This is a genomic window from Flavobacterium sp. GSP27, from assembly GCF_003970395.1.
Taxonomy (GTDB): domain Bacteria; phylum Bacteroidota; class Bacteroidia; order Flavobacteriales; family Flavobacteriaceae; genus Flavobacterium.
This window is the reverse complement of record NZ_RYDP01000002.1, coordinates 304,423-325,189: the sequence shown is the minus strand read 5'-3', so window position 1 is coordinate 325,189 and position 20,767 is coordinate 304,423. Positions and strand designations below refer to the sequence as shown.

The following is a 20,767-nucleotide window of genomic DNA, read 5'->3' as shown; positions in this document are numbered from 1 at the left end:
ATTTCCTATCGATCAAAAATTATATTTTATCAAATAACTAAATTATATTTTTTTATCAAAAAGTCATTTATTTCATCCTTTGTTGAGCCATTAGAAAGAAAATGTTTTTCATTATCATTCAAATCACAAATTCCAAAATTCTTAACATAATTTTTAGCATATGAAAAATACCCTCCTGAATATGGCTTACTGGTATTTTTCACGTAATATTCGAAGACTTTGGACTCTAGTATTCTTTTTAATATTTTTAGATCTTCTGATGACTCATTAAAGATTGCATATCCACAGTATAAGAGCATATCTTTCTGATCAGTAAAAACAAAATGAGGTTTTTTACCCATATAAGGGAAAAGTAGTTTAAGACCTTTATCAGCTAAAGCTTGTGTTCTCCCAAAAGCATACCAAGCACAATAATTACCCTCACCTTTATCTCTTTTTTCCAAATCTTTTTTATTGAATAATAAATACTTATAAGCTTTTGGGAAATTACTTGAAAGATATTCTTCAGTCATTATGGAAAATGGGCTAATTCCATTTGTATATGGATAAATCAACTTTTCCTTAATAGATTCAATTTCGTGCTCGTACTTTAAAATGTTAGGTTTAATAATATCTTTACATATTGCTTTTTCAATTTCAAACTTTATCCCATTTTGCATTAAAATATAATAATCATTCTTTCCTTCTATTGGTTTAAATATATATATGTCGTTTTTTAGAGTTGCGATACCATTTTTTATAACATACTTATCTCCCAGACTCTTACCTGCAGATTCTATTTTCTTAATGTTTTTAATTATTTCGGTATCATTTAATAACCAACCTTTATGAAAATCTAAATCAAGATAAGGAATTTTATTAAATTGATTTTGGACTTTATTAACTAATGATTTTCCAGTTTCTTTTTTAAAATAAATTGATTTAGACTTCTCTTTAGAAATAAAGCAAATACAGGTATATGCTGACTTACCAATAAATATTTTTTCGTTACCAAAGTCTATGATTTCAATTTTATATTCTTTTTGCCCTAAATACTTTCTTAGTTCTCTTGCATTTACACTTTTATAAAAGGAATTAACCGTTATATATCCTAATACTCCTTTTTCGTTTAGATTTTTCAACCCAATTTCAAAAAAAGGAATGTATAGATCAGGATTACCAGATTTAGTGACTGCCCAATTTTTAAGTAATACTTTTGAATCAATATCGATATTTTTGGCTCTAACGTATGGAGGATTACCAACTATTAAATCAAATCCTTTATTAAATTTAATTTTTTCAATACTATTCCAATCAAATGAAAGTGCATTTGAAATGTAAAGATTAAAATCAAATTCCTCAACATCCTCACTATAATAAATTGCTAATAATGAAAGTAATATTCTTGCTCTTTCAATGCTACTCTTGCTAATATCTAATCCAAAAATATTATCTTTAAAAATATCATAAAAGGATTTATTAGTTTCTAGTTTAAGTTTATTTACAATCGTAAATAAAAATGCACCACAACCACATGAAACATCTCCGGTAATTAATTCTCGATATGATTTACTGATTTTATCAAGTGATTTATCAACTATGAAGTTTTTTATATAAGTAGGAGTGTATACTGCACCATTAGTAGTTTTTTCAGAACTTGGTATTGCAAGTTCAAATCCCTCAATTAAATCATCAAAATTGAAGGCAAAATCAATTTCATCTATAACTTGTGATAGATTTGAATTTTTTGAAATTAAAAGAGACCTGATTAAATCATTTTTTTTAACCTCAATTTTATTAACTTTAATAAATATAGATACAATAATTTTATTCAAAGTAGTTTCCTCATCTTTGTAGTTATTGATTATATTTTTAATTTTTTGATGCATTCTTTTTCTTATTTTAGAATTTCAATTCTATTTATATTTCTACCTCTTTCATTAAAAAAAGCCTCTTCTTCATGAGTAAGACCATATATTTGATAACATAATTTATCTAATTCAAGCCAATGTGCAGAGAGTAATGAGTTCAATGCTCTTTTTTCATGTGGTGATGCCGCAACAAATCTATTTTGTAACACTTCGATTTTTTTTGCAATATCTCTTAAGTTCTCTTTTATTTCGTTATTACTTATAAAAGTGTCTTTAGGAAATGGAACCGGTTCTAAAAACTGTTTATTAAATTTAAAATACCCTTTTGATTGAGGGTTTGCTATTGATCTTGCAAGAACCGAGAAAACAACTGAATTGATTATTGCTGACATAGCATATAGATTCAATTCATCTATTACCGGTAACTCAATAAAATTTACATTAGCATTATCACAGTAATGTTTTTCAGAAAAAGTTATTGCTGCAAATGTATCTAATGAAGTCATGGGAATATAGACTTTTGGAAAATTTCTACCAATGTTATTTGCTCTAGTGTATAAATGCCATCGCTCACCAGTAAAAGTTTCAACTAATTTTTGAATAGTTGGTTTATTTCTAATTAAATATTTTCCTGCTAAAGGATATAATAGACAAAATTCAGTAAATAAAATTTCCGATGAAATTCCATTTTCTACTTTATAAGGAAAAATACAATATGACTCAGCCAAATCACTTCTATAAGGATAGAAATTTTCATTTGGTAGTAAATGGCAACAAGCTTCTAATTCTATTTCAAAACTATCTTCTAAATGTGTTTTACCAGTTAAAACACCATCTTTAATAGAAATTGGTCTAATGTGATAAGCCTCATTTTTTAGTGCTTGAATACCCACTCTAACACTAGCAAAATCCCCTAGATTTCCAAAACTAGAAAGTCTTGATTTAATAGCTATAAGTTTTGTGTCATCAAAACTCCAAGGATTTGCCCCAATACTACTAGATGGAAGTATCAAATAATCATCTGGAGAAATCTCTGGTAATTGAGTTCTTCTCAAATCTGATCCAAGTAATTCTACTTTACCTGTAAAACATTTATATGAGAAATTTTCTGAAGAAGCTCTATCCAATATTAATAAAGCTACATAAGTCATTCTGTCTCTAAAAATATCAGTCTGATCAAAGTCAATAATTGATGAAAGATAATTTTCATTAGTAATTATTTCTCTAATTTTTTTTCCATAAGTTGTTTTAAAAAACCTTTTTTGAATTATAAATCCTAATCTTCCATTTTCATTAAGCAGATTTATTGATTTTTCAATAAATGGAATTGCTAGATCAACTTTACCATTCTTTGATGATGGAAATTTTCCTTTTATGTATTTATGCATAAAGGGTAAATCAGCATTATAGTTTTTTACTTCTACATAAGGAGGATTGCCAACAATAAAATCAAAACCTCCTTTTTTGTCAAAAATTTCTTTGAAGCCATTTTCATCATTCCAATCAAAAATATTTGTCTTTATTAACTCCTCTATATTTTCTGATAATTTAGGATATAAAATTAATATGTCTGACTCAACAAGTGAGTTACCACATTTAATATTGTTACCTATACCATTTAATATTTTTGTTCCAAAAACTCCTATTTCACTATATGATTCTCTGTAGTCGGAAGTGTCTATAATTTTTAAGGATAAAGACATTTTAGCAACTTCTACAGCTTCTGGGTCTATATCAACGCCAAAAATACAATTATCTATTATCGCTTTCTTAGCTAAAACATTCGCTATAACTTCACCTCTTTCTGTGATGTGAAAATATTTAGAAAAATCAGGATGTGCTGTTGTTGCATAAAGTTCTAAAAAAACATCCTCTAAATAATCGTATAATATTGTTGCGAAAACACCACTACCACAGGCAATATCTAAAACTTTTACAGATAGCAAGTTTTCGATACCTGATTCAATTAATTCATTTCTATTAATTGTTCTTCTAATAATTTCTTCAACGATATATTGTGGTGTTGTAACAGCGCCATTAGTTTTTAAGTATTCGTCTTTAATTTCATCTTTAACTGTGTCATCTTCAATAACTAATTTTTTTGAAAGAAATAGTTCATAAATATCACTTAAAAGCTTTGTTGGAATTACCTCAAACTTATAAGGTGAAGGATAATATAGGTGTTGAATTAATGTGTTAAAGACTTTATTTGAAATCTTTAACTCGTTTATAGAATTTATCCTGTCAAATAGTGGACCATCATAGTGTTCATAAAAATCAAAGTATGAAGATTTTTTAAAAGATTCCCAAAAGCCCTGCTTTTGAAAAGAAAGCAACAATCCATCCTCTTCCATTGATCTCGCTTCACAAACTCGAATAAATAAAACTCTATTTATAATTATTTGAGTTATATAACTCAAATTGGTTGAGTTATTGCCAATGTATGATTTATTGTTATATAAAATATCAGTTGCTAGGGCCAAGCGAAATTCGGAAAGTTGAGCTGCGAACTTAACATCAGGTGTAATTCTTTGAACATGTTTATTCCCTTGTAATGTTTCAGAATATAGTTCATTTAACTTCCCACTATAAATATTATCTTTTAATAAATGATCTTCTAAAATTTGGTAATTGTCAAGTAACGAATCTATTGTAAAGTACAATCTTCCTAAATTTGGATCTTGACCTTTTTCTGGTTCATAAGTACAGTCATATATTGCAAATTCTTCAAAATTTGAAATAAAAGCACATGGTGCTAATATTGACCATCCATATGATTTTATTTGAAATGCAGCATCCGAATCATTTAATAATTTTACAGTAATATCTTTTGCATCTAAAAAGGAAAGCTTTTGTTTAGCTATCTTAAAAGTATAATCAGGTCTTGTATTTTGCGAGCCAATATCTTTTACTCTTTGTTTCTCAGATTTAGATAAAACTTTTTCCTGTAATATTTGAGAAGTGTCTCTTACATCCCAATCAAATATTTCAAGTAGTTGATTTAACCATGTTCTTATAGTCTCTTCAGATGTTAAATCTAGTTTACCTATTTGTTTAAACCTATTGTATTCTTCAATGAGCCCCGTAAGTTTTTGTTTTCGTATTTCTGAACTCATTTTTTTTAATTATCAGATTAATTTTCTTGTTTTTAAATGCTAAATATAATTTGCACTTTTAAGTCATTTGGGCAACTTTCAAAAATAGTAAATATTAACTTGTTTTATCTTGTATTTATTAGCATTTACACAAACTTTTCATACACACCATATTCAGGCTGTTGTAAGTATTTCCCTAAGCAGGATTTTAGGAAAGTTCCCGCTGTTCTTTCGGCTATATTGAAATTCTTTGCTAATTCAATTGCTTCTCCACGGGTGAATCGTTGCGGTAGTGCATCAAAGAATAATTTTTTGTTTTGCCCTGATTTAAAAACTCCACCTTCTTCTTGTTTTGGCAAGTTTTCGAACATTATGATGCTGTGTTGCAAATAGGTTTTTATTAGCGTCAGAGCTGTTTCAAAATCAATATCAGAACAATACACTTCTTTGTGATGATCCTTTGTATCAAATTTTCTAATGGCTGTAAATATCATACACAAACGAAATAAAATGATTCCTAGCCGCTTAACTACACTTTGAGCATCATCACTAACAAAAGTGCTTATTTGTACTAAATAGGCACTAAAAATAGGGTTAAATTTATCCCATTGTTCATCGGTTAATAATAAAACCATTTCGTCTCTTTCGAAGAATTCTACCATTTTAAAAACTTGATTGGATTGTGTTTTGAAATATTCCGTTAAATTCACAGGATTGCCTTTGGGTGAAGGATCTAGCCAAACGGCATCTGTTTTGAATACATAAAAAATAAAACGACTAAATAAGCCATCTTCTGCCGATGCAATAATATTAAAGACCTGTTTTGGAGTTCCTGACAGCGCCACTGAAAGTTGTGGTTCGTTTACTTCAACAAATTCTGCATCCGTTTTACGGCTTACTGATATTTTTTCGTGATGAAATGATTTTCGAAGCATATCAGAATAAGAACCCCAATCATTTTTAAAGGTTTGTCCTAAAGTATCGGCTTCCGTTTCGCAAATAATTCCTTTTCCTTCGTTCCAATCTAAATGCTGAATTATTTTTGCATTACTGGTATTTGCCGGAATATAAACTACTTTGAATTTTGGCTCTTGTGGCATTTCTTGATTTCCTTCTAATTTATTTTTGCTTTTTAACATTTTGTAGGCCGCCAATTTTTCTTCGTATATTTTGCGAGCTTCTTGTGATGCTTCTAGAAGATTACTATGGTATTTATCGGCTAACGCTTTAGCAAATTTCAATGCTCCTTTTCCTGATGCGGCTGGTGCTAATATGAAAGAAAATAAACTTGGATAAACCACACTGCCGCTATACAAACCAGAAACATTGGGTAAACACCCCGAAAGAATGGCTAATGCACCTGTTAGAAAAACATCTTTTTCTCTCGCTTCTTTGAATGCTTTACAGCTTTCGAATAATATTGGCGGTAAATTGTCATAAACTGATTGCAGAATTATCGGTGTACTTTTTAGATAATCTTCTTCCTCGACTAAGGGTTTAGTAGAGGTTGTTTCTTTTATCACAATCTCTTTAGTTTGCATCTTGGCAAAGTCGGCAAACTTAGCAAAATCAGAGCTTTGGTTTTTGTAGGCACTATTGACTGTAGTTTTAATTTCTTTTTCGTCTAAATCGAAATTAGTAATACAATAGTCTAGCACATTAGATTCGTCTATCCCAAAACGATTGGCATTAGACGCAAATAGATGAATAAAATTGTTTCTATTTCCTTTACTGTATTGCTCTTTTTGTTCTGTGAATTTCAGGCAATTGTCCAGTAAAGTGTCTGTGGATTGAAATTGTACTGTTTCTACTTTTTGTTTTATCGGAAGTTGTTTTGCTTCTTCCTGAACTTCGAAAACAGTTGCGTTTTCATTTAGATGTAATTCTGGATCAGAAGAAACAAAACACAATCGGGTACTATCTTTGCATTTTGGATCAAAATCATAGCCTGAAAGGTTTTTGTAATAAGTTGCCACTTGATTATAAGCAATAGTGTGTTGTGTTGCATTGGAGTTGATTTTAATGAATACTTTAATTCCTTCGCCACTTGGGCTAATAAACGAAGCAAAAGTGTATTTGCATTCGTTTATCAGTGTTACCAATGTGTAGAGTTCTGTAACCGGAATGTGGTCAAAGTCTAATCCTATTATTTGGGAATAGGAGAGGAGGTTTGCTTTGGTTCTGCTTGTTCCAAAGGTGCCAGACATTGTAAATCCAGTTAATCCGCTTTTGATTTTATCGGCCGTTTTTTCGTCTCCTTTATGTAATGCGTATCGGATGGAATTGATGTCGCTTAGGTATTTTTTGGATTTGATTTCCTGAAGTACTTCAACGAGGTTTCTATCTTCTAACTTTGTCCCGAAATTTTGATACACACTGACCATCAGTTTGTTGTTTGCTACTTCACTCATTTCTTCTTCGGGTTATAGTTCTCGTTTAATAAGTCTTGAATGTCTATCAGGCGATAATATATTTTATTGCCCATTTGGGAATAACCGATATATCCCGAGTCTCTCCAAACTTGTGCGGTACGCCTACTGATGTTCATCAATTGCAGGAATTCTTGATTGTCGAAAAAAACATCTTGAGGTTCTAGATGCTGCTTTGTTTTTACATTCAAAGCCAATTCGCTAATGCGTGAATGAATTTTATCCAGCATTTCTTCGGTGGGAGTGTAGTATGGCATCCTATTTCCTTCTATTGGTTAGTAAATAGTTGGCTGCCATAGTTTCAATTTCGTCCGTAGACGATTGACGGTTCCGTTGTAACCATTCGTCTAATTCGGTACGATTGAAATACAATTTTTTTCCTTGAGGGCAAAAGTGAGGTATTTGCTTTTGGCTGGTCAATTTGTAAAGGTGTGACGCGCTAATGTCTAAATAGCTGCAGGCATCATTGAAGTTAAGCACTTCTTTCATCAAGAGGTTTTGTTCCCCGATCCTTTGCTCCAATCTTTCGAGCTTTTCTAAAATTAAGTTTTCGTTACTCATTGTGTTACGTTTTAAGTGATTTAGCATTCATTGCTGAGGGCTAAATTATTTCGTAACACACTGGTAATTAATTGGTATGTAAGGACTTACTATGTAAACTTACTGTACTTACTGTTTTTATTTATAATTGATTAATAATGTTGTTAATAGTTTCAATATTTTCAGGATAGTCACTAACCTTTTTTTCTAAATTGCTTTTACTTAATAAGATTTCGGATTTAGAATAAAAAAGTTTTGAAGCCGCTAGTGAAGTCGCCCCAAGATTATTAAATTTTGGTTTTAATTTACGCCAAACATGATTGAATATGTTAGTTTGACATCCGATATGAATTTGTGGAGCACCTAAGTCTAAATTCTTACTGGTTAGAACGGTAACCAATTCATCAACGGATGTTTTCCCATCATATAGAAGCTCAATATGTTTGTTTAAAGCTAATAAAACTGATTTTAATTTTTCCGTATCGCCATTGAAACCAAATGAGAAACGAGTATCTTTTTCTAACGTATAATTATCAATGTCTAGAAGAATATCGGATACTGTTTGGAATTCAGGAGTAGTTTTATCTATGTTTAAGTCCGGAGTAGGTTGTTGCAGTAATTCTCCAAATAATTCGTTTATAGTAGCCGGTAAATCGTACAGGTATTGCGGGTAAAGTTTTTCGGTTTCTTTTAGAAAACGAATTACACTGGTAATGAGTTGAGGAATAACATACTCTTTTAACTCTGTTTTTTGAAAATGTTGTTGGTCTGTTCCAATTCTTAGTAATAGATCTTTACACGATTTTACTAGATTTTGAATGATCTCTTTTTTTTGAATTTCTTCAATGTCTTTATTGATACATTTAAAAACTCTGTCAGTTAATCGTGTAGTTTCATTGTATAGAAGATAGTGATAAAACTTCTGGGTTGAGGTTATGGGACCTTCTAAAGAAAAATCCATTAATGGATAAAGTATTTCGTGCTGAATATCGGTGTCTGGCTGTGCTAAATAGATTTCTAAACCATCTTCTTTGAATAAATTGGGTTTATCCTTTTGAAGCTCTTTTAATGCATTGTAGTACTCACTAATAGAATGTGTGGGTTTTATGAAGCTTGGTGATAAGTTTTGGCGGTAAAATTTTTCATTAACTGCATTACTTGCCCAAGGTTTTAATTCGCCATAAATAATGCTTTTAAAAATTGTTAGTTCCATATCAGAAATCAAGTTTAATTCTATTCGCCGCTTCCATTTTCTTTTCATCAATTATTTTAGCATAGACCTGAGTTGTTCGTATGTCTTTGTGCCCTAATAATTTAGATACTGTAAATATATCAGTTCCGAACGTCAATTGCAAGGTTGCATAAGTGTGTCTGGCACAATGAAAAGTAATTGTTTTACTAATACCCGCTTTCATAACCCATTGCTGAAGTTTAAGATTATGCCAGGCACTGTATTTTAATCCTTTGAAAACTCTTTCGATGGGTTCATCGATTTCCCCTAATAAATCACGAGCCTGATCTGATATAGGTAAAGTTTCAGCTCCTTTGGTTTTCTTTTGTCTGAAACGGATGTACCAACCATAATCATCAGAATGTTGAATTTCAGACCAAACCATTTTGTTTATATCCGACCATCTTAATCCCGACAGACAACTAAATATAAAAGCTTTTTTAAGAATAGGGATTTCACATTCGTGTTTCACAACGTTTTGTAATTCCTCATATGTCAGAAACTCTCTTTCGCTATCGCCTTGTGGTAAGCCGTCTACTTGTTCAGCTGGATTTGTTCTTATGATGCCATCTTTTACAGCTTGTTTTAAAGCTGCTCTGAACTTGTTGAAATAAGATTGAGCTGAATTAGCTGAAAGGTTTTTATCGCTAGGTGTTTTTGCAGTTTTAGTTAAATACTCTTTGAAGCCTTCAACGAACTTGCTATCCAATTGACCAAAAGAAATATCCCTCGGGCAAAACTTTCGTAAATGCTTGATAGTACTATCCCAATTATCATAATTACCTTTGCTTTCTAATCTCTTTTCGGCTAATGTATCCATATAGATAATGAAGAATCCTTTCAGTTTCTCTTTATCATTGAATCCATACATTCCGTTTTGTATTTCTAAATGTTTTTTGGAACGGATGCTTTCCGCAAGAGAAAGTATTTTAGTATTTTCGGTTTTTTGAGCAAAAGTTAATTTTCCTTTTTCAGGTTCCGGGATGAGGTACAAGTTCAAATATTCATAATCTCGCTTACCATTTTTATAATAGTCGAGGTAAAGGCTAATTTTGTTGCCTTTTTGTCTTTGTCTTAAAGTTACTTTCATAGTACCATCAATTAAAAAGTTTATCTATTTGTGAACGCTCAATTATTTTCTTCCTGCCAAACTTGTGAATTATCAAATCACCACGCTTAATCATCCTGTTTATTGTCCATCTGCTAACACCAATTAATTCGGCGGCATCTTGAACGCATAGATAGTTTTTTGATTGTAATGAGGCTGGATTTGCAGTTGGCAAGGTTTGCTGACTTTGCATTGTTTGCTGTTGTGCAATTAAAGAGTTTTGGATTTTCTCTTCTTTGGCTTTTTGTTTCCAGTGCCTAGAATTGCATTTTAGGCAACAATAGCGGGTTAAAGTAGTTTTAGCGATATAGGCTTTGCCACAATATGTACAGGTTTTCGGGATAGCCATATTACTACTCATAATCCAAATATTATGTAGCGAAATGTAGCGTTATGTAGCGAAATGTAGCAATAGGTAGCATCATCTGTCCACGGTTGTTGCCCATTCAATTTGGGCAACAAAAACGTACATTGGGCAACAACTGAACAACAAATATACCAAATAAAGAGATTATGGGCAACAAATAAGAGAAGAATGTTTGTTGTAAAGTCAACAAAAATAGGTAGTTAACAAATAAGAGAAGTGGAATTACTTTCCGATGCAGAAATTAGCAAAAATATTCCCTAACAATTCGTCATTAGTTACTTGTCCCGTAATCATTCCAAATTGGTACAAAGCTTCCTTAATATCTAATGCCATCAAATCGGAGGACAAGTTCGTTTCAAGACCAAATTTTACTTTTTGTATTTCATCTAACGCTTTTAATAAGGAATCGTAATGTCTGGTATTCGTTACAATTGTTTCATTATTTCGTAATGCTCCGGTATTGACAAATGAAAGTAATTGATTTTTTAAATCCTCAACGCCTAGTTTCTCTTTTGCAGAAATCAGTAAGATTTCAGGAATTTCTGATTTCAAATTTCCTATTTCACTTTCTTCTAATTTATCGGCTTTGTTACCAATGATTACAAGAGGTTTCAACGGAAACTGGTTTTTAATTTTTTCCAGTTCCACTTTTAACTTTAAACCAGAAACTTTAAACTCGGAACTGTCAAATAGAAAAACGACAACTTGCGCTTGTTCAATTTTTTCAAAAGTCTTACGAATCCCGATGCTTTCTACCACATCTTCCGTTTCCCGAATTCCAGCCGTATCAATGAATCGAAAACCAATGCCGCCAATCACTAACTCATCTTCAATGGTATCACGTGTCGTTCCCGCAATTTCCGAAACAATGGCGCGCTCTTCATTCAATAAAGCATTCAAAAGTGTCGATTTACCTACATTGGGTTCGCCCACAATAGCTACAGGAATTCCGTTTTTAATCACATTTCCTACGGCAAATGAATCGATTAATCGTTTTAGGACAAATTCGATTCGGTTCAGTAATTCATGAAATTGGGTTCGGTCAGCAAATTCTACATCTTCTTCGGCAAAGTCCAATTCGAGTTCGATTAGTGATGCAAAATTCAAGAGTTCTTCTCTTAATTTTGCTATTTCATTAGAGAAACCGCCACGCATTTGCTGCATTGCAATTTGGTGTGAAGCTTCATTATCTGATGAAATTAAATCGGCAACAGCTTCTGCTTGGGACAAATCCAGTTTTCCGTTTAGAAATGCTCTCAACGTAAATTCGCCAGGATCTGCCATTCGACAGCCTTTTCGAAGCAATAATTGAATAATTTGTTGTTGTATATAAGTAGAACCGTGACAGGAAATTTCGATCGTGTTTTCGCCAGTATAGGAATTTGGTCCTTTAAAAATGGAGACCAGGACTTCATCCAAAGTTTTGGAACCATCCATTATATGCCCTAAATGTAACGTATGCGTTTTTTGGGTTGTTAATTCTTTGTTTTTAATGGATTTAAAAACAGAATTTCCAATAGCAATGGCATCTTGTCCGGAAATCCGAATTACGGCTATAGCACCCGCTCCCGAAGGAGTTGCCAGTGCCACTATGGAATCGTGAGGTATCATATTTAAAGTCAATTTGGTGTAAAAGTAAGTAAATTTGACATGGCTACAAGTCTCTTGTAGTAAACCATTAAGGTTATTTTTTGTTAAAAATTAGCCAAAGTGATAATTATCATACTATTTTGTTTTTTGTTTTGTAAATTTATATAAATAATTAATTTGCAATAAATTAACTATAGTATGAAGAAAATCTTATTTCCTACCGACTTTTCGGAAGTGTCTAAAAATGCGTTTATCTATGCATTGAAATTGGCAGAATCTATTAATGCTGAAATAGTTACAATGCATGTGTACCAATTTTCACAAGCCAATTATGTTAATGTTTCTAAGTATTTACATGAAATTTATGAGGTTACAGAACTCAGTAATTTTGAAAATTATAAAGATGAAGTGCCACTTTTAAGAAAAATTGCGGAAGCAAATAATTTAGGTCATATCAAAATAAGCCATGTTTTGATTTTGGGAAATTTGGTTCCCGAAATTAAAAAAATAACTGAGAATGAAAATTTTGATTTCGTAGTTATGGGTACTAAAGGCGCCACTGGTATAAAGGAAACTTTTTTCGGTACGATAGCCACAAAAGTAATGAATGATGTCAAAGCATTAGTTTTGGCAATACCGGAGCATTGTACATATCATCCTATTGAAAAAATACTGTTCATTACGCAATATAAATTGGAGGACACAGGGTCTTTTGTAAGAGTTCTGTCTTTGTCCAAAATATTTCAAGCACATATTGATTGCCTGCGTGTCGAGTCTCCGCATCATGAAGTTAAAGAGGACAGTAGAGAAGATTGGAAGGTATTAGTAGAAAATAATGGAGTTGCATTTCACTCCATTAAAGGAGAAGATGTAGAAGGAATTATTTTAAATTTTATCGATTTGCATAAAATTAATTTGATTGCAATGCATGTGTATCACAGAAATTTCTTTGAGAAACTTTTCGAAATTAGTCTTTCAAAAAAATTAGCATTTCATATCAATGTACCCATTCTTGCTATTCATGAATAAAAATATTCTGATTTGACTACGTAAAGACACCAATATTTTATTTTAGTAAATCAATTATTTTAATAAAAGATAAAATGAAAAAAATTCTATTTCCAACCGACTTTTCTGAAGTGGCTACTAATGCTTTTGTACATGCTTTAGAATTTGCAAAAATAGTTCAGGGCGAACTCGTTTTATTGCACACCTTTGAATTGCCCATTTATGACAATCAGTTTTTTCCCGAAAATTACGCCGTCATTTATGATTCCTTGGCCTTAGCTCAATTTGATATGTTTAAAGATGAAATCCCAAAATTGCGCGCCATAGCCGATGAGTGGCATTTGGACAAAATAAAAATGTCTCATAGGCTCATGGATGGGAATTTGCTTTATAATATTAAAAAATCAATTAAAGAAGATAAAATAGATTTTGTGATCATGGGTACTTCAGGAGCTACAGGATGGGAAGCTTTTTTTATGGGTACCAATACAGGTGCTGTTATTTCTGGAATAGATATTCCTATGTTGTGTGTTCCGTTAGAAGCAAAATTCAAAAAAACAGAAATTATTGGATTTACAACCCGTTTTAGAACTAAAGATAAAAAAGCATTGAAAATGGTGTTAGATATCGCTAAAAAAACGAAAGCTAAAGTAAAATGCTTGTATGTAAAAACTAGTGATTCCGATGTTTCAAATGATACAGTAACTGCTTGGGAGGAAGAATTTATTAATGAACCCGTTGAGTTTTTTGTGATCAATAGTGACGAAGTCAAAGAAACAATTCTGGATTTTATAATGTACAAAGAAATTGATGTACTGACTATGCTTACGTATAAAAGAGGTTTTTTTGAAGGGATTTTCAAACCTAGTTTAACAAAAAAAATAGCTACGAATTTTGATATCCCAATTTTAGCGATTCCTATTGATTGATTCAGTTTTAATTCAATTGAAATCTTGAATTCTATATAGTGCGGCATCGCCATTGCCTTTTAATTTAGTCTTCAAAGTAATCTATTTCGTTATATTTGCAATTCATTAATTGAATTATGGAAATATACAAAGCAAAAAAGATACGCTTTTCAACAGCATTGACTGCAATCAATAAAAAGTACAATAGTATAAGTATTTTAAGACTTCTTTCTATTGTACTTTTTTTGGTTTCTATTTATTACTACATCAAAAACAGCGAAATTATTTTCATAATTGCCGCCATTTTTCTTTTTGGACTATTCGTAGTATTTATGCGCATTCATTCTAAATTAGTTTTCGAAAAACATGTCAATCAAGCCTTACTTGATATTAATGAAAATGAAATTTCCTACCTGGAAAGAAATAAAATCCCTTTTGAAAACGGACAGGAATTCAATGATTTTCACCATCCGTATGCCTATGATTTAGATATTTTTGGCGAGCATTCTTTGTTCCAAAACTTGAATAGAACCGCTACTTTTATTGGTAAAAAAACATTCGCAAACCAGCTTTTATCAATTTTGCCCAATGAAGAGATTCTTAGAAATCATCAAGCGGTAAAAGAATTAACCAAAAAATTAGACTGGCGTCAGGAATTTTTGGCTTTCGCCAAAATAAGCAACGACAATCAATCGAATTATGAGACTCTGCTCAAGTGGTGTACATTTAATAGTACGCCCTTGGCTAAAATGAGTGTTTTCATTTCTTATTTTTCACCACTTCTTTTTCTGGGAGTTTTGATTGCCTATTTAGTAACTTCGACTACTGTTTTTGCTTCCGTTTTATCGTATTTATTTGTATTTAATTTAATTGTTTTGGGTCGGTTTATGAAGCGTATCCAGGCAGAAATTGCTAATTCTACGAATATAGATAAAACCATTCATCAATATAGTTTATTGTTGCAAAAAATAGAAAATGAATCTTTTCAGTCGAAAAAATTAATCGATTTACAACAAAAATTAATGTTCAAAAAAGAAAATGCCAGCGTGCATTTGAAACAGTTAGCCGGTTTGTTTTCTAATATGGACAGTATCTCAAATTTTGTTACGGCTATCGTATTCAATGGAACGTTCCTTTTTAATTTACATGTTTTAAAATCATTAATTCAATGGAAAAAAGATCATGCCCAAGCTTTAGAAAATTGGTTGGAAGTTATTGGTGAATTCGAAATGTTGAACAGTTTGGCCAATTTTTCGTATAACAATCCGGAGTTTGTATATCCAACATTGAACAGTAATTTCGAAATAGATTTCAAGGATTTAAGCCATCCTTTATTAAATGAAAAAACTAGAGTAGGAAATGACGTGCGTTTTCATCCCGAATCGTTTATGATTTTAACAGGTTCTAATATGTCCGGTAAAAGTACTTTTCTAAGAAGTTTAGGAATCAATATGGTTTTGTCAGGAATAGGTTCGTCGGTTTGTGCTCGTCAGGCTAGTGTACATCCGTTACCCGTTTTAGTTTCCATGCGATTATCTGATTCGTTGTCCGATAGCGAATCGTATTTCTTTGCCGAAATCAAACGCTTAAAGCAAATTATGGACGAATTGGAAAATAGACCGGCATTTGTTTTATTGGACGAAATATTACGTGGTACCAATTCAGATGATAAACGCAACGGAACAATTGAAGTGGTCAAAAAAGTAATTAGTAAGAAAGCCGTTGGAGCTATTGCAACGCACGATATCGAAGTTTGCCTGACAACCAATGAATATCCAAATATATTAACCAACAAATGTTTTGAAGTAGAGATTATCAATGATGAACTCCATTTTGATTACAAACTTCGGGACGGAATTTGTAAAAATAGAAGTGCTACTTTCCTGATGAAGAAAATGGGAGTGATTTAAAAATCCATTTTTCTAAAAAAATATTAAAAAAAATAAAATGAATTAATTTAAATTATTACTTTCATAATTCAAAAGAAAGATAAAATTTATGAAAAAAAATATATGTGTATTTTTGTTATTTGCCTTCACCTCGGCAATTTTTTCTCAGCACAATCAGTTGAATTTGCATAGTAAAGTTATTTACATGGAATACAAAAATTATAAATCATTGAAAAAAAGTGGTAATAAAGTTATAGATTCAATTGGTTTTAATATTGTCAAGAGTGATACATTAATCATTATTAATGGATATGATGAGAAAGGAGTAAAAGTTTTGTATGAAGAAAAAGATTCTATATTTTTAGAACGCTATAAACAATTAGTTTTCAATAAAAAATATCAAAAAAAAGAAGAGAGATTAAAACCAAGAATGAAAATTTGGAAAGATGAAGTAAAAATTTATTTTGACAAATCAGTTAGCCAATATAATAGTAAAAAGCTTAGTAAATTTATTCATTATCTTGATAACGAAATTGATTCACTAAAAATTACAGTGGTAAAAGATAAAGAAAAATCAAACTATTTAATTTATTCTATAGACGATACCAATGATGTCAATTTAGATATAAGAATTAAAGGGAATGACGGATATTATCTTTTATGGAATAACAAACAAAATATTTATAGTTGCTCATTAAAAATTAACGCAAAAAAAAATCTAAATGAAGAGCAGATATTAACTACTTTGAAAGTTAATTTTATACGATCTTTAGGTTATTTTTATCAAGAACTAGATTATTCAGATTGCAATAGTTACTTTTCAATTTGTAAATCAGATAAAAAAGAATTTGGAACGAAAGATCTTGAAATTCTAAAATATCATTATTCTTATGGAATTTGTAAAGGAACTAATTTAGAAACATTTGAAAAAAATCATAAAGATGCGAAAGAATCAATAAAAAAAGGAAATACAAAGTTTTATTTTATTCATAGTGAATAAGCAAAAAAACCGTCTCGTAATTAAACGAGACGGTTTTTAAATATAAAAATGGTTTGGTTAATAGCGTATTTTAAATTGAATTAACTGTTCAACATTACTGGCATTACAAGCATCGTTACCGTTTCACCTTCTTCTAATCCATCAACAGGAGTTAGAATTCCGGCTCTGTTTGGCAATGACATTTCAAGCATAATCATATCCGATTGTAAGTTAGTCAACATTTCAGTTAAGAAACGAGAATTATACCCTATTTGCATATCATCACCTTGATAATCACAAGTCAATCTTTCTTCGGCTTTGTTTGAATAGTCAATATCTTCAGCAGAAACATTCAATTCAGCACCTGCTATTTTCAAACGGATCTGGTGTGTAGTTTTATTCGAAAAGATAGCAACACGACGTACAGAACTCAAAAATTGAGAACGGTCAATCATTAATTTATTCGGATTTTCTTTTGGAATTACTGCTTCGTAATTTGGATATTTTCCATCAATCAAACGACACATTAAAACATAATTATCAAAAGAAAAAGTAGCATTCGAATCGTTATATTCAATTTTTACTTCAGCATCCGAAGTACCAAGAATATTTTTTAAGATATTCAAAGGTTTTTTTGGCATGATGAAATCAGCCACCTGAGAGGCGGTTACATCGGTACGCGCATATTTTACTAATTTGTGTGCATCAGTTGCAACAAATGTCAATCCTTGTGGCGAAAACTGAAAAAATACACCAGACATTACCGGACGTAAATCATCGTTTCCGGCCGCAAATATAGTTTTACTTATAGCAGTTGCCAAAACATCAGCAGGAACAAGCGTTACAGATGGGTCGTCTAAGTTAACCGATTTTGGAAATTCATTTCCAGGAGCATAAGCCAACGCATATTTACCAGAATTAGAACTGATTTCTATCGTACTGTTTTCTTCAACTGTAAAAGTTAAGGGTTGTTCAGGGAACGTTTTAAGGATTTCCAAAAGTAATTTTGCAGGCACAGCAACGCTTCCTTTACTTTCTGAATCAATTCCTAAAGTAGCAGACATGGTTGTCTCTAAATCAGAAGCAGAAACTGTTAGCACATTATGGTCTAAATCAAATAAAAAATTATCTAAAATAGGCAAAGTATTACTGCTGTTGATAACGTTACCTAAAACCTGTAATTGCTTCAATAAGTACGAACTCGATACTATAAATTTCATCTGTTTTGTTTTATTTTTTAAGGTATTTCTCTAAATTCGAAATACGTTACATTTTACAAATATATCGTAAACTATTCTAGTTTCGAAACTTTTTTATTAACATCTATTTGCTGTATTTTCTTTTTCGAAGAAAAGTAAATAAGATCCCAAAAAGTACCAAAATAAGAATTGGAAGCCCGATAGTTAGGATTTGTGTTCGGGTATAGTTTTCATAAACTTTTTCTTTATCCAATAAAGGTAAATCAAGATCTTTGCTTCGAATGTTAATAAGTCCTGTATCATCGAGTAAATAATTCACGCAATTTATCAGGAAATCTTTATTATCATACAAATTTCCAGACCTTTGGTCATAACCCAATTCTACGGGTTGAAAGTTTTTATCCAATTGGTTTTTTATCAAATCTCCATCCGAAATCACAATCATTTTGTTCTCTTTTCCTGTCGTTTGAAATGTTTTTTGTTTAAATGGTAACACTCGATTTTCAAACATAGAACGAAACGAACCTTCCAATAAAACAGAAAGCGGAATCTTTCCTTTGTTCAAGTAATCATTTGGCGAAGTTTCTTCGGCAACACTATTCAGGTTGATCTCTGTTGGAGTTCCTATTTTTTTCGAATATTGAGACGATTCCAACAGAATAGTTTTCTTAATTCCATTTTTCAAAGTATCGATTGGATTCGCAAAATCAAATTTGATTCCACCTAAATTTTTAACTATCGGATGTACACTATTTGGATACACTTGTGGCGCAAACTTCCAGTTGAATTCCTGAAATTGTGTCGCACTTCCTTGTTCTCCAGTGGCTAGTTTTATGGGGCTTCCCTGTTCGTCTTTTACTAAATCAGGATTGATTCGGATGCCGTATTTAAAGAACATATCATTTAAATTTAAATCTCTTGGATACGCTAAAGTAGCTCCTGAAGCATTGTACAAACTGTCCATTTCAGCCGTAACTTGGTCAATCAACCATAATGTTTTTCCCCCGTTGATGATAAATTGATCCAAAACTTGTTTCTCCGCATCGGTAAACGTTTCAGTTGGTTTAGCGATAACTGCCAAGTCATATTTTTCTAAAGCTTCTAAACTTCCAATCGGATTTTTGGCAACCGAATCTAAAGTAAAAGGACCAATATGGTAACTTTCGCGCACTTGCAAAAGAAATTTAGCCATCATGATATCTTGCAATTCACCGTTTCCTTTGATAACAGCAATTTTCTTTTGTTTGGCTTTGGTAATTTTATTCAATCCTTCAGCAATAGAATATTCCAAATGCTGAACAGATCCAATGACTTTTTGGGTAGTTGTAGCTCCCATAATATTTTTCAACAAGGGGATATTAACTTCTTTATTGTCATAAACGGCTGTGGCCCACGGGAAAACCATCGCTTGAGATTGCTTTCCTTTATCGTCAACGGTTATGTTTATTGGCGTAAGCCCTTTTCGATACAAGTCTTTAATATTGTCCATGCTGGCGTCATCATTCTCCAATGGATCTACGAATTCAAAAATAATATTGGAGTTATAGGCCTGAAATTCTTCCAGTAATTGTTTCGTTTCTTGTTGTAAACGCTTGAATTCAGCCGGTAAATCACCTTGCATATATACTTTTATAGACAACGGATTTTGGACTTGCTTTACGATAGTCAAAGAAGTAGGAGAAAGAGTATATCTGTTGTCTTTTGTTAAATCAAAACGATGAAAAAAGGAATTTCCTATTACATTCGCAAGAACTACAAGGACAAGGACAATCAATACTGATTTTAGGTTGTTTTTCTTAGAAGTAGTCATTACGATTTGAAAGATTTTAGATTATAAACAGTAAATGAAAGAAAGACAACGGTTATACTGGTAAAATAAAGAATATCTCTGGTATCTAATACGCCTCGGCTCATGCTTTTGAAATGATCTTGCATTCCTAATGACGCGATTATGGAAGATACATTTGGAACAACAGCAGCTAACCCTTCAAACCCAAAATAGAAGAAAAAACATAAAAATACGGCAATAATAAATGCCACAATCTGGTTATCCGACAATGTTGAAGTGAATATCCCAATGGCAGAATAGGCTGCAATTAAGAATAATAATCCAAAATAAGAACCAATTGTGCTTCCCATATCAATATTGCCTTCCGGCATTCCTAAACTCGAAATAACGGCTACATAGATGAAGGTTGGAATAATTGCCATGACAATTAAAAGTAAAGCACCAAGAAATTTTCCGTTTACAATTTGCCAAATACTCAATGGCTTCGTCAGCAATAATTCTATTGTTCCTTGTTTTTTTTCATCCGAAAAACTACGCATGGTTACTGCAGGAATCAAGAATATCAAAATCCATGGCGCTAAGGTAAAAAACGGAGTCAAATCAGCAAATCCGGTATTCAAAATATTATAATCTCCTTCGAAAACCCAAAGAAACAATCCATTAATAATTAAAAAAATGGCAATAACTAAGTAGCCGATGGGCGAACCGAAAAAGGATTTTATCTCTCGTAAAACTATTGATTTCATGTTTTATTTTTTGTTTAAAGTTTAAAGTTTTTTTAGTTT

General features: G+C 31.6%; 16 protein-coding genes. 4 read left to right on the top strand and 12 right to left on the bottom strand.

Annotation, left to right across the window (positions count from 1 at the left end):
• Positions 1–29: 29 nt before the first annotated feature.
• From EKM05_RS03390 to mnmE, 9 genes are all read right to left on the bottom strand, one after another.
• Entirely contained in the window at positions 30–1,868 is a 1,839-nt protein-coding gene (locus EKM05_RS03390) for an Eco57I restriction-modification methylase domain-containing protein (RefSeq protein ID WP_126553480.1), read from the bottom strand.
• An 8-nt stretch (positions 1,869–1,876) separates the two neighbouring features.
• Entirely contained in the window at positions 1,877–4,966 is a 3,090-nt protein-coding gene (locus tag EKM05_RS03385; RefSeq protein WP_126553478.1) for an N-6 DNA methylase, read from the bottom strand.
• 125 nt (positions 4,967–5,091) lie between these two features.
• Positions 5,092–7,356, bottom strand: coding sequence for a DUF3987 domain-containing protein (locus EKM05_RS03380; RefSeq protein ID WP_126553476.1), 2,265 nt, complete (start codon positions 7,354–7,356; stop codon positions 5,092–5,094).
• Positions 7,353–7,631 carry a helix-turn-helix domain-containing protein gene (locus EKM05_RS03375; RefSeq protein WP_233590868.1) on the bottom strand — a complete coding sequence of 93 codons (279 nt, stop codon included), beginning with the start codon at positions 7,629–7,631 and terminating at the stop codon, positions 7,353–7,355. Before EKM05_RS03375 ends, EKM05_RS03380 begins: the two co-directional genes overlap by 4 nt.
• Position 7,632: 1 nt before the next feature.
• A complete protein-coding gene (locus EKM05_RS03370; protein ID WP_126553474.1) occupies positions 7,633–7,935 on the bottom strand; it encodes a helix-turn-helix domain-containing protein in 303 nt (100 codons plus the stop codon).
• A gap of 121 nt (positions 7,936–8,056) precedes the next feature.
• Positions 8,057–9,127 carry a DUF6617 family protein gene (locus tag EKM05_RS03365; protein ID WP_126553472.1) on the bottom strand — a complete coding sequence of 357 codons (1,071 nt, stop codon included), beginning with the start codon at positions 9,125–9,127 and terminating at the stop codon, positions 8,057–8,059.
• A gap of 1 nt (position 9,128) precedes the next feature.
• Positions 9,129–10,235, bottom strand: a complete 1,107-nt coding sequence (locus EKM05_RS03360) for a site-specific integrase (protein ID WP_126553470.1) — start codon at positions 10,233–10,235, stop codon at positions 9,129–9,131.
• A gap of 7 nt (positions 10,236–10,242) precedes the next feature.
• A complete protein-coding gene (locus EKM05_RS03355; protein ID WP_126553468.1) occupies positions 10,243–10,614 on the bottom strand; it encodes a helix-turn-helix domain-containing protein in 372 nt (123 codons plus the stop codon).
• A 228-nt stretch (positions 10,615–10,842) separates the two neighbouring features.
• A complete protein-coding gene (gene mnmE, locus EKM05_RS03350; protein WP_126459159.1) occupies positions 10,843–12,231 on the bottom strand; it encodes a tRNA uridine-5-carboxymethylaminomethyl(34) synthesis GTPase MnmE in 1,389 nt (462 codons plus the stop codon).
• 177 nt (positions 12,232–12,408) lie between these two features.
• On the opposite strand from mnmE, the gene EKM05_RS03345 reads away from it, so the two are divergent.
• From EKM05_RS03345 to EKM05_RS03330, 4 genes are all read left to right on the top strand, one after another.
• On the top strand, positions 12,409–13,239 hold the full coding sequence (locus EKM05_RS03345; RefSeq protein WP_126553466.1) for a universal stress protein: 831 nt from the start codon (positions 12,409–12,411) through the stop codon (positions 13,237–13,239).
• A gap of 74 nt (positions 13,240–13,313) precedes the next feature.
• Complete coding sequence (locus tag EKM05_RS03340; protein ID WP_126553464.1) at positions 13,314–14,147, top strand: universal stress protein; 834 nt, start codon at positions 13,314–13,316, stop codon at positions 14,145–14,147.
• Between the two features lie 116 nt (positions 14,148–14,263).
• Positions 14,264–16,036, top strand: coding sequence for a DNA mismatch repair protein (locus EKM05_RS03335; RefSeq protein WP_126553462.1), 1,773 nt, complete (start codon positions 14,264–14,266; stop codon positions 16,034–16,036).
• An 88-nt stretch (positions 16,037–16,124) separates the two neighbouring features.
• Positions 16,125–17,015, top strand: a complete 891-nt coding sequence (locus EKM05_RS03330; RefSeq protein ID WP_126459171.1) for a hypothetical protein — start codon at positions 16,125–16,127, stop codon at positions 17,013–17,015.
• An 80-nt stretch (positions 17,016–17,095) separates the two neighbouring features.
• On the opposite strand, the gene dnaN is transcribed toward EKM05_RS03330, so the two are convergent.
• The 3 genes from dnaN to gldF all read right to left on the bottom strand — a co-directional run bounded on the left by dnaN (position 17,096) and on the right by gldF (position 20,728).
• A complete protein-coding gene (gene dnaN, locus EKM05_RS03325) occupies positions 17,096–18,214 on the bottom strand; it encodes a DNA polymerase III subunit beta (RefSeq protein ID WP_126459175.1) in 1,119 nt (372 codons plus the stop codon).
• Positions 18,215–18,317: 103 nt separating this feature from the next.
• A complete protein-coding gene (gene gldG / locus EKM05_RS03320) occupies positions 18,318–20,003 on the bottom strand; it encodes a gliding motility-associated ABC transporter substrate-binding protein GldG (RefSeq protein WP_126553460.1) in 1,686 nt (561 codons plus the stop codon).
• Positions 20,003–20,728 (bottom strand): gliding motility-associated ABC transporter permease subunit GldF, encoded by a 726-nt coding sequence (gene gldF, locus EKM05_RS03315; RefSeq protein WP_126459181.1) that lies wholly within the window; start codon positions 20,726–20,728, stop codon positions 20,003–20,005. The genes gldG and gldF overlap by 1 nt, the downstream gene beginning before the upstream one ends.
• Between the last annotated feature and the right edge of the window lie 39 nt (positions 20,729–20,767).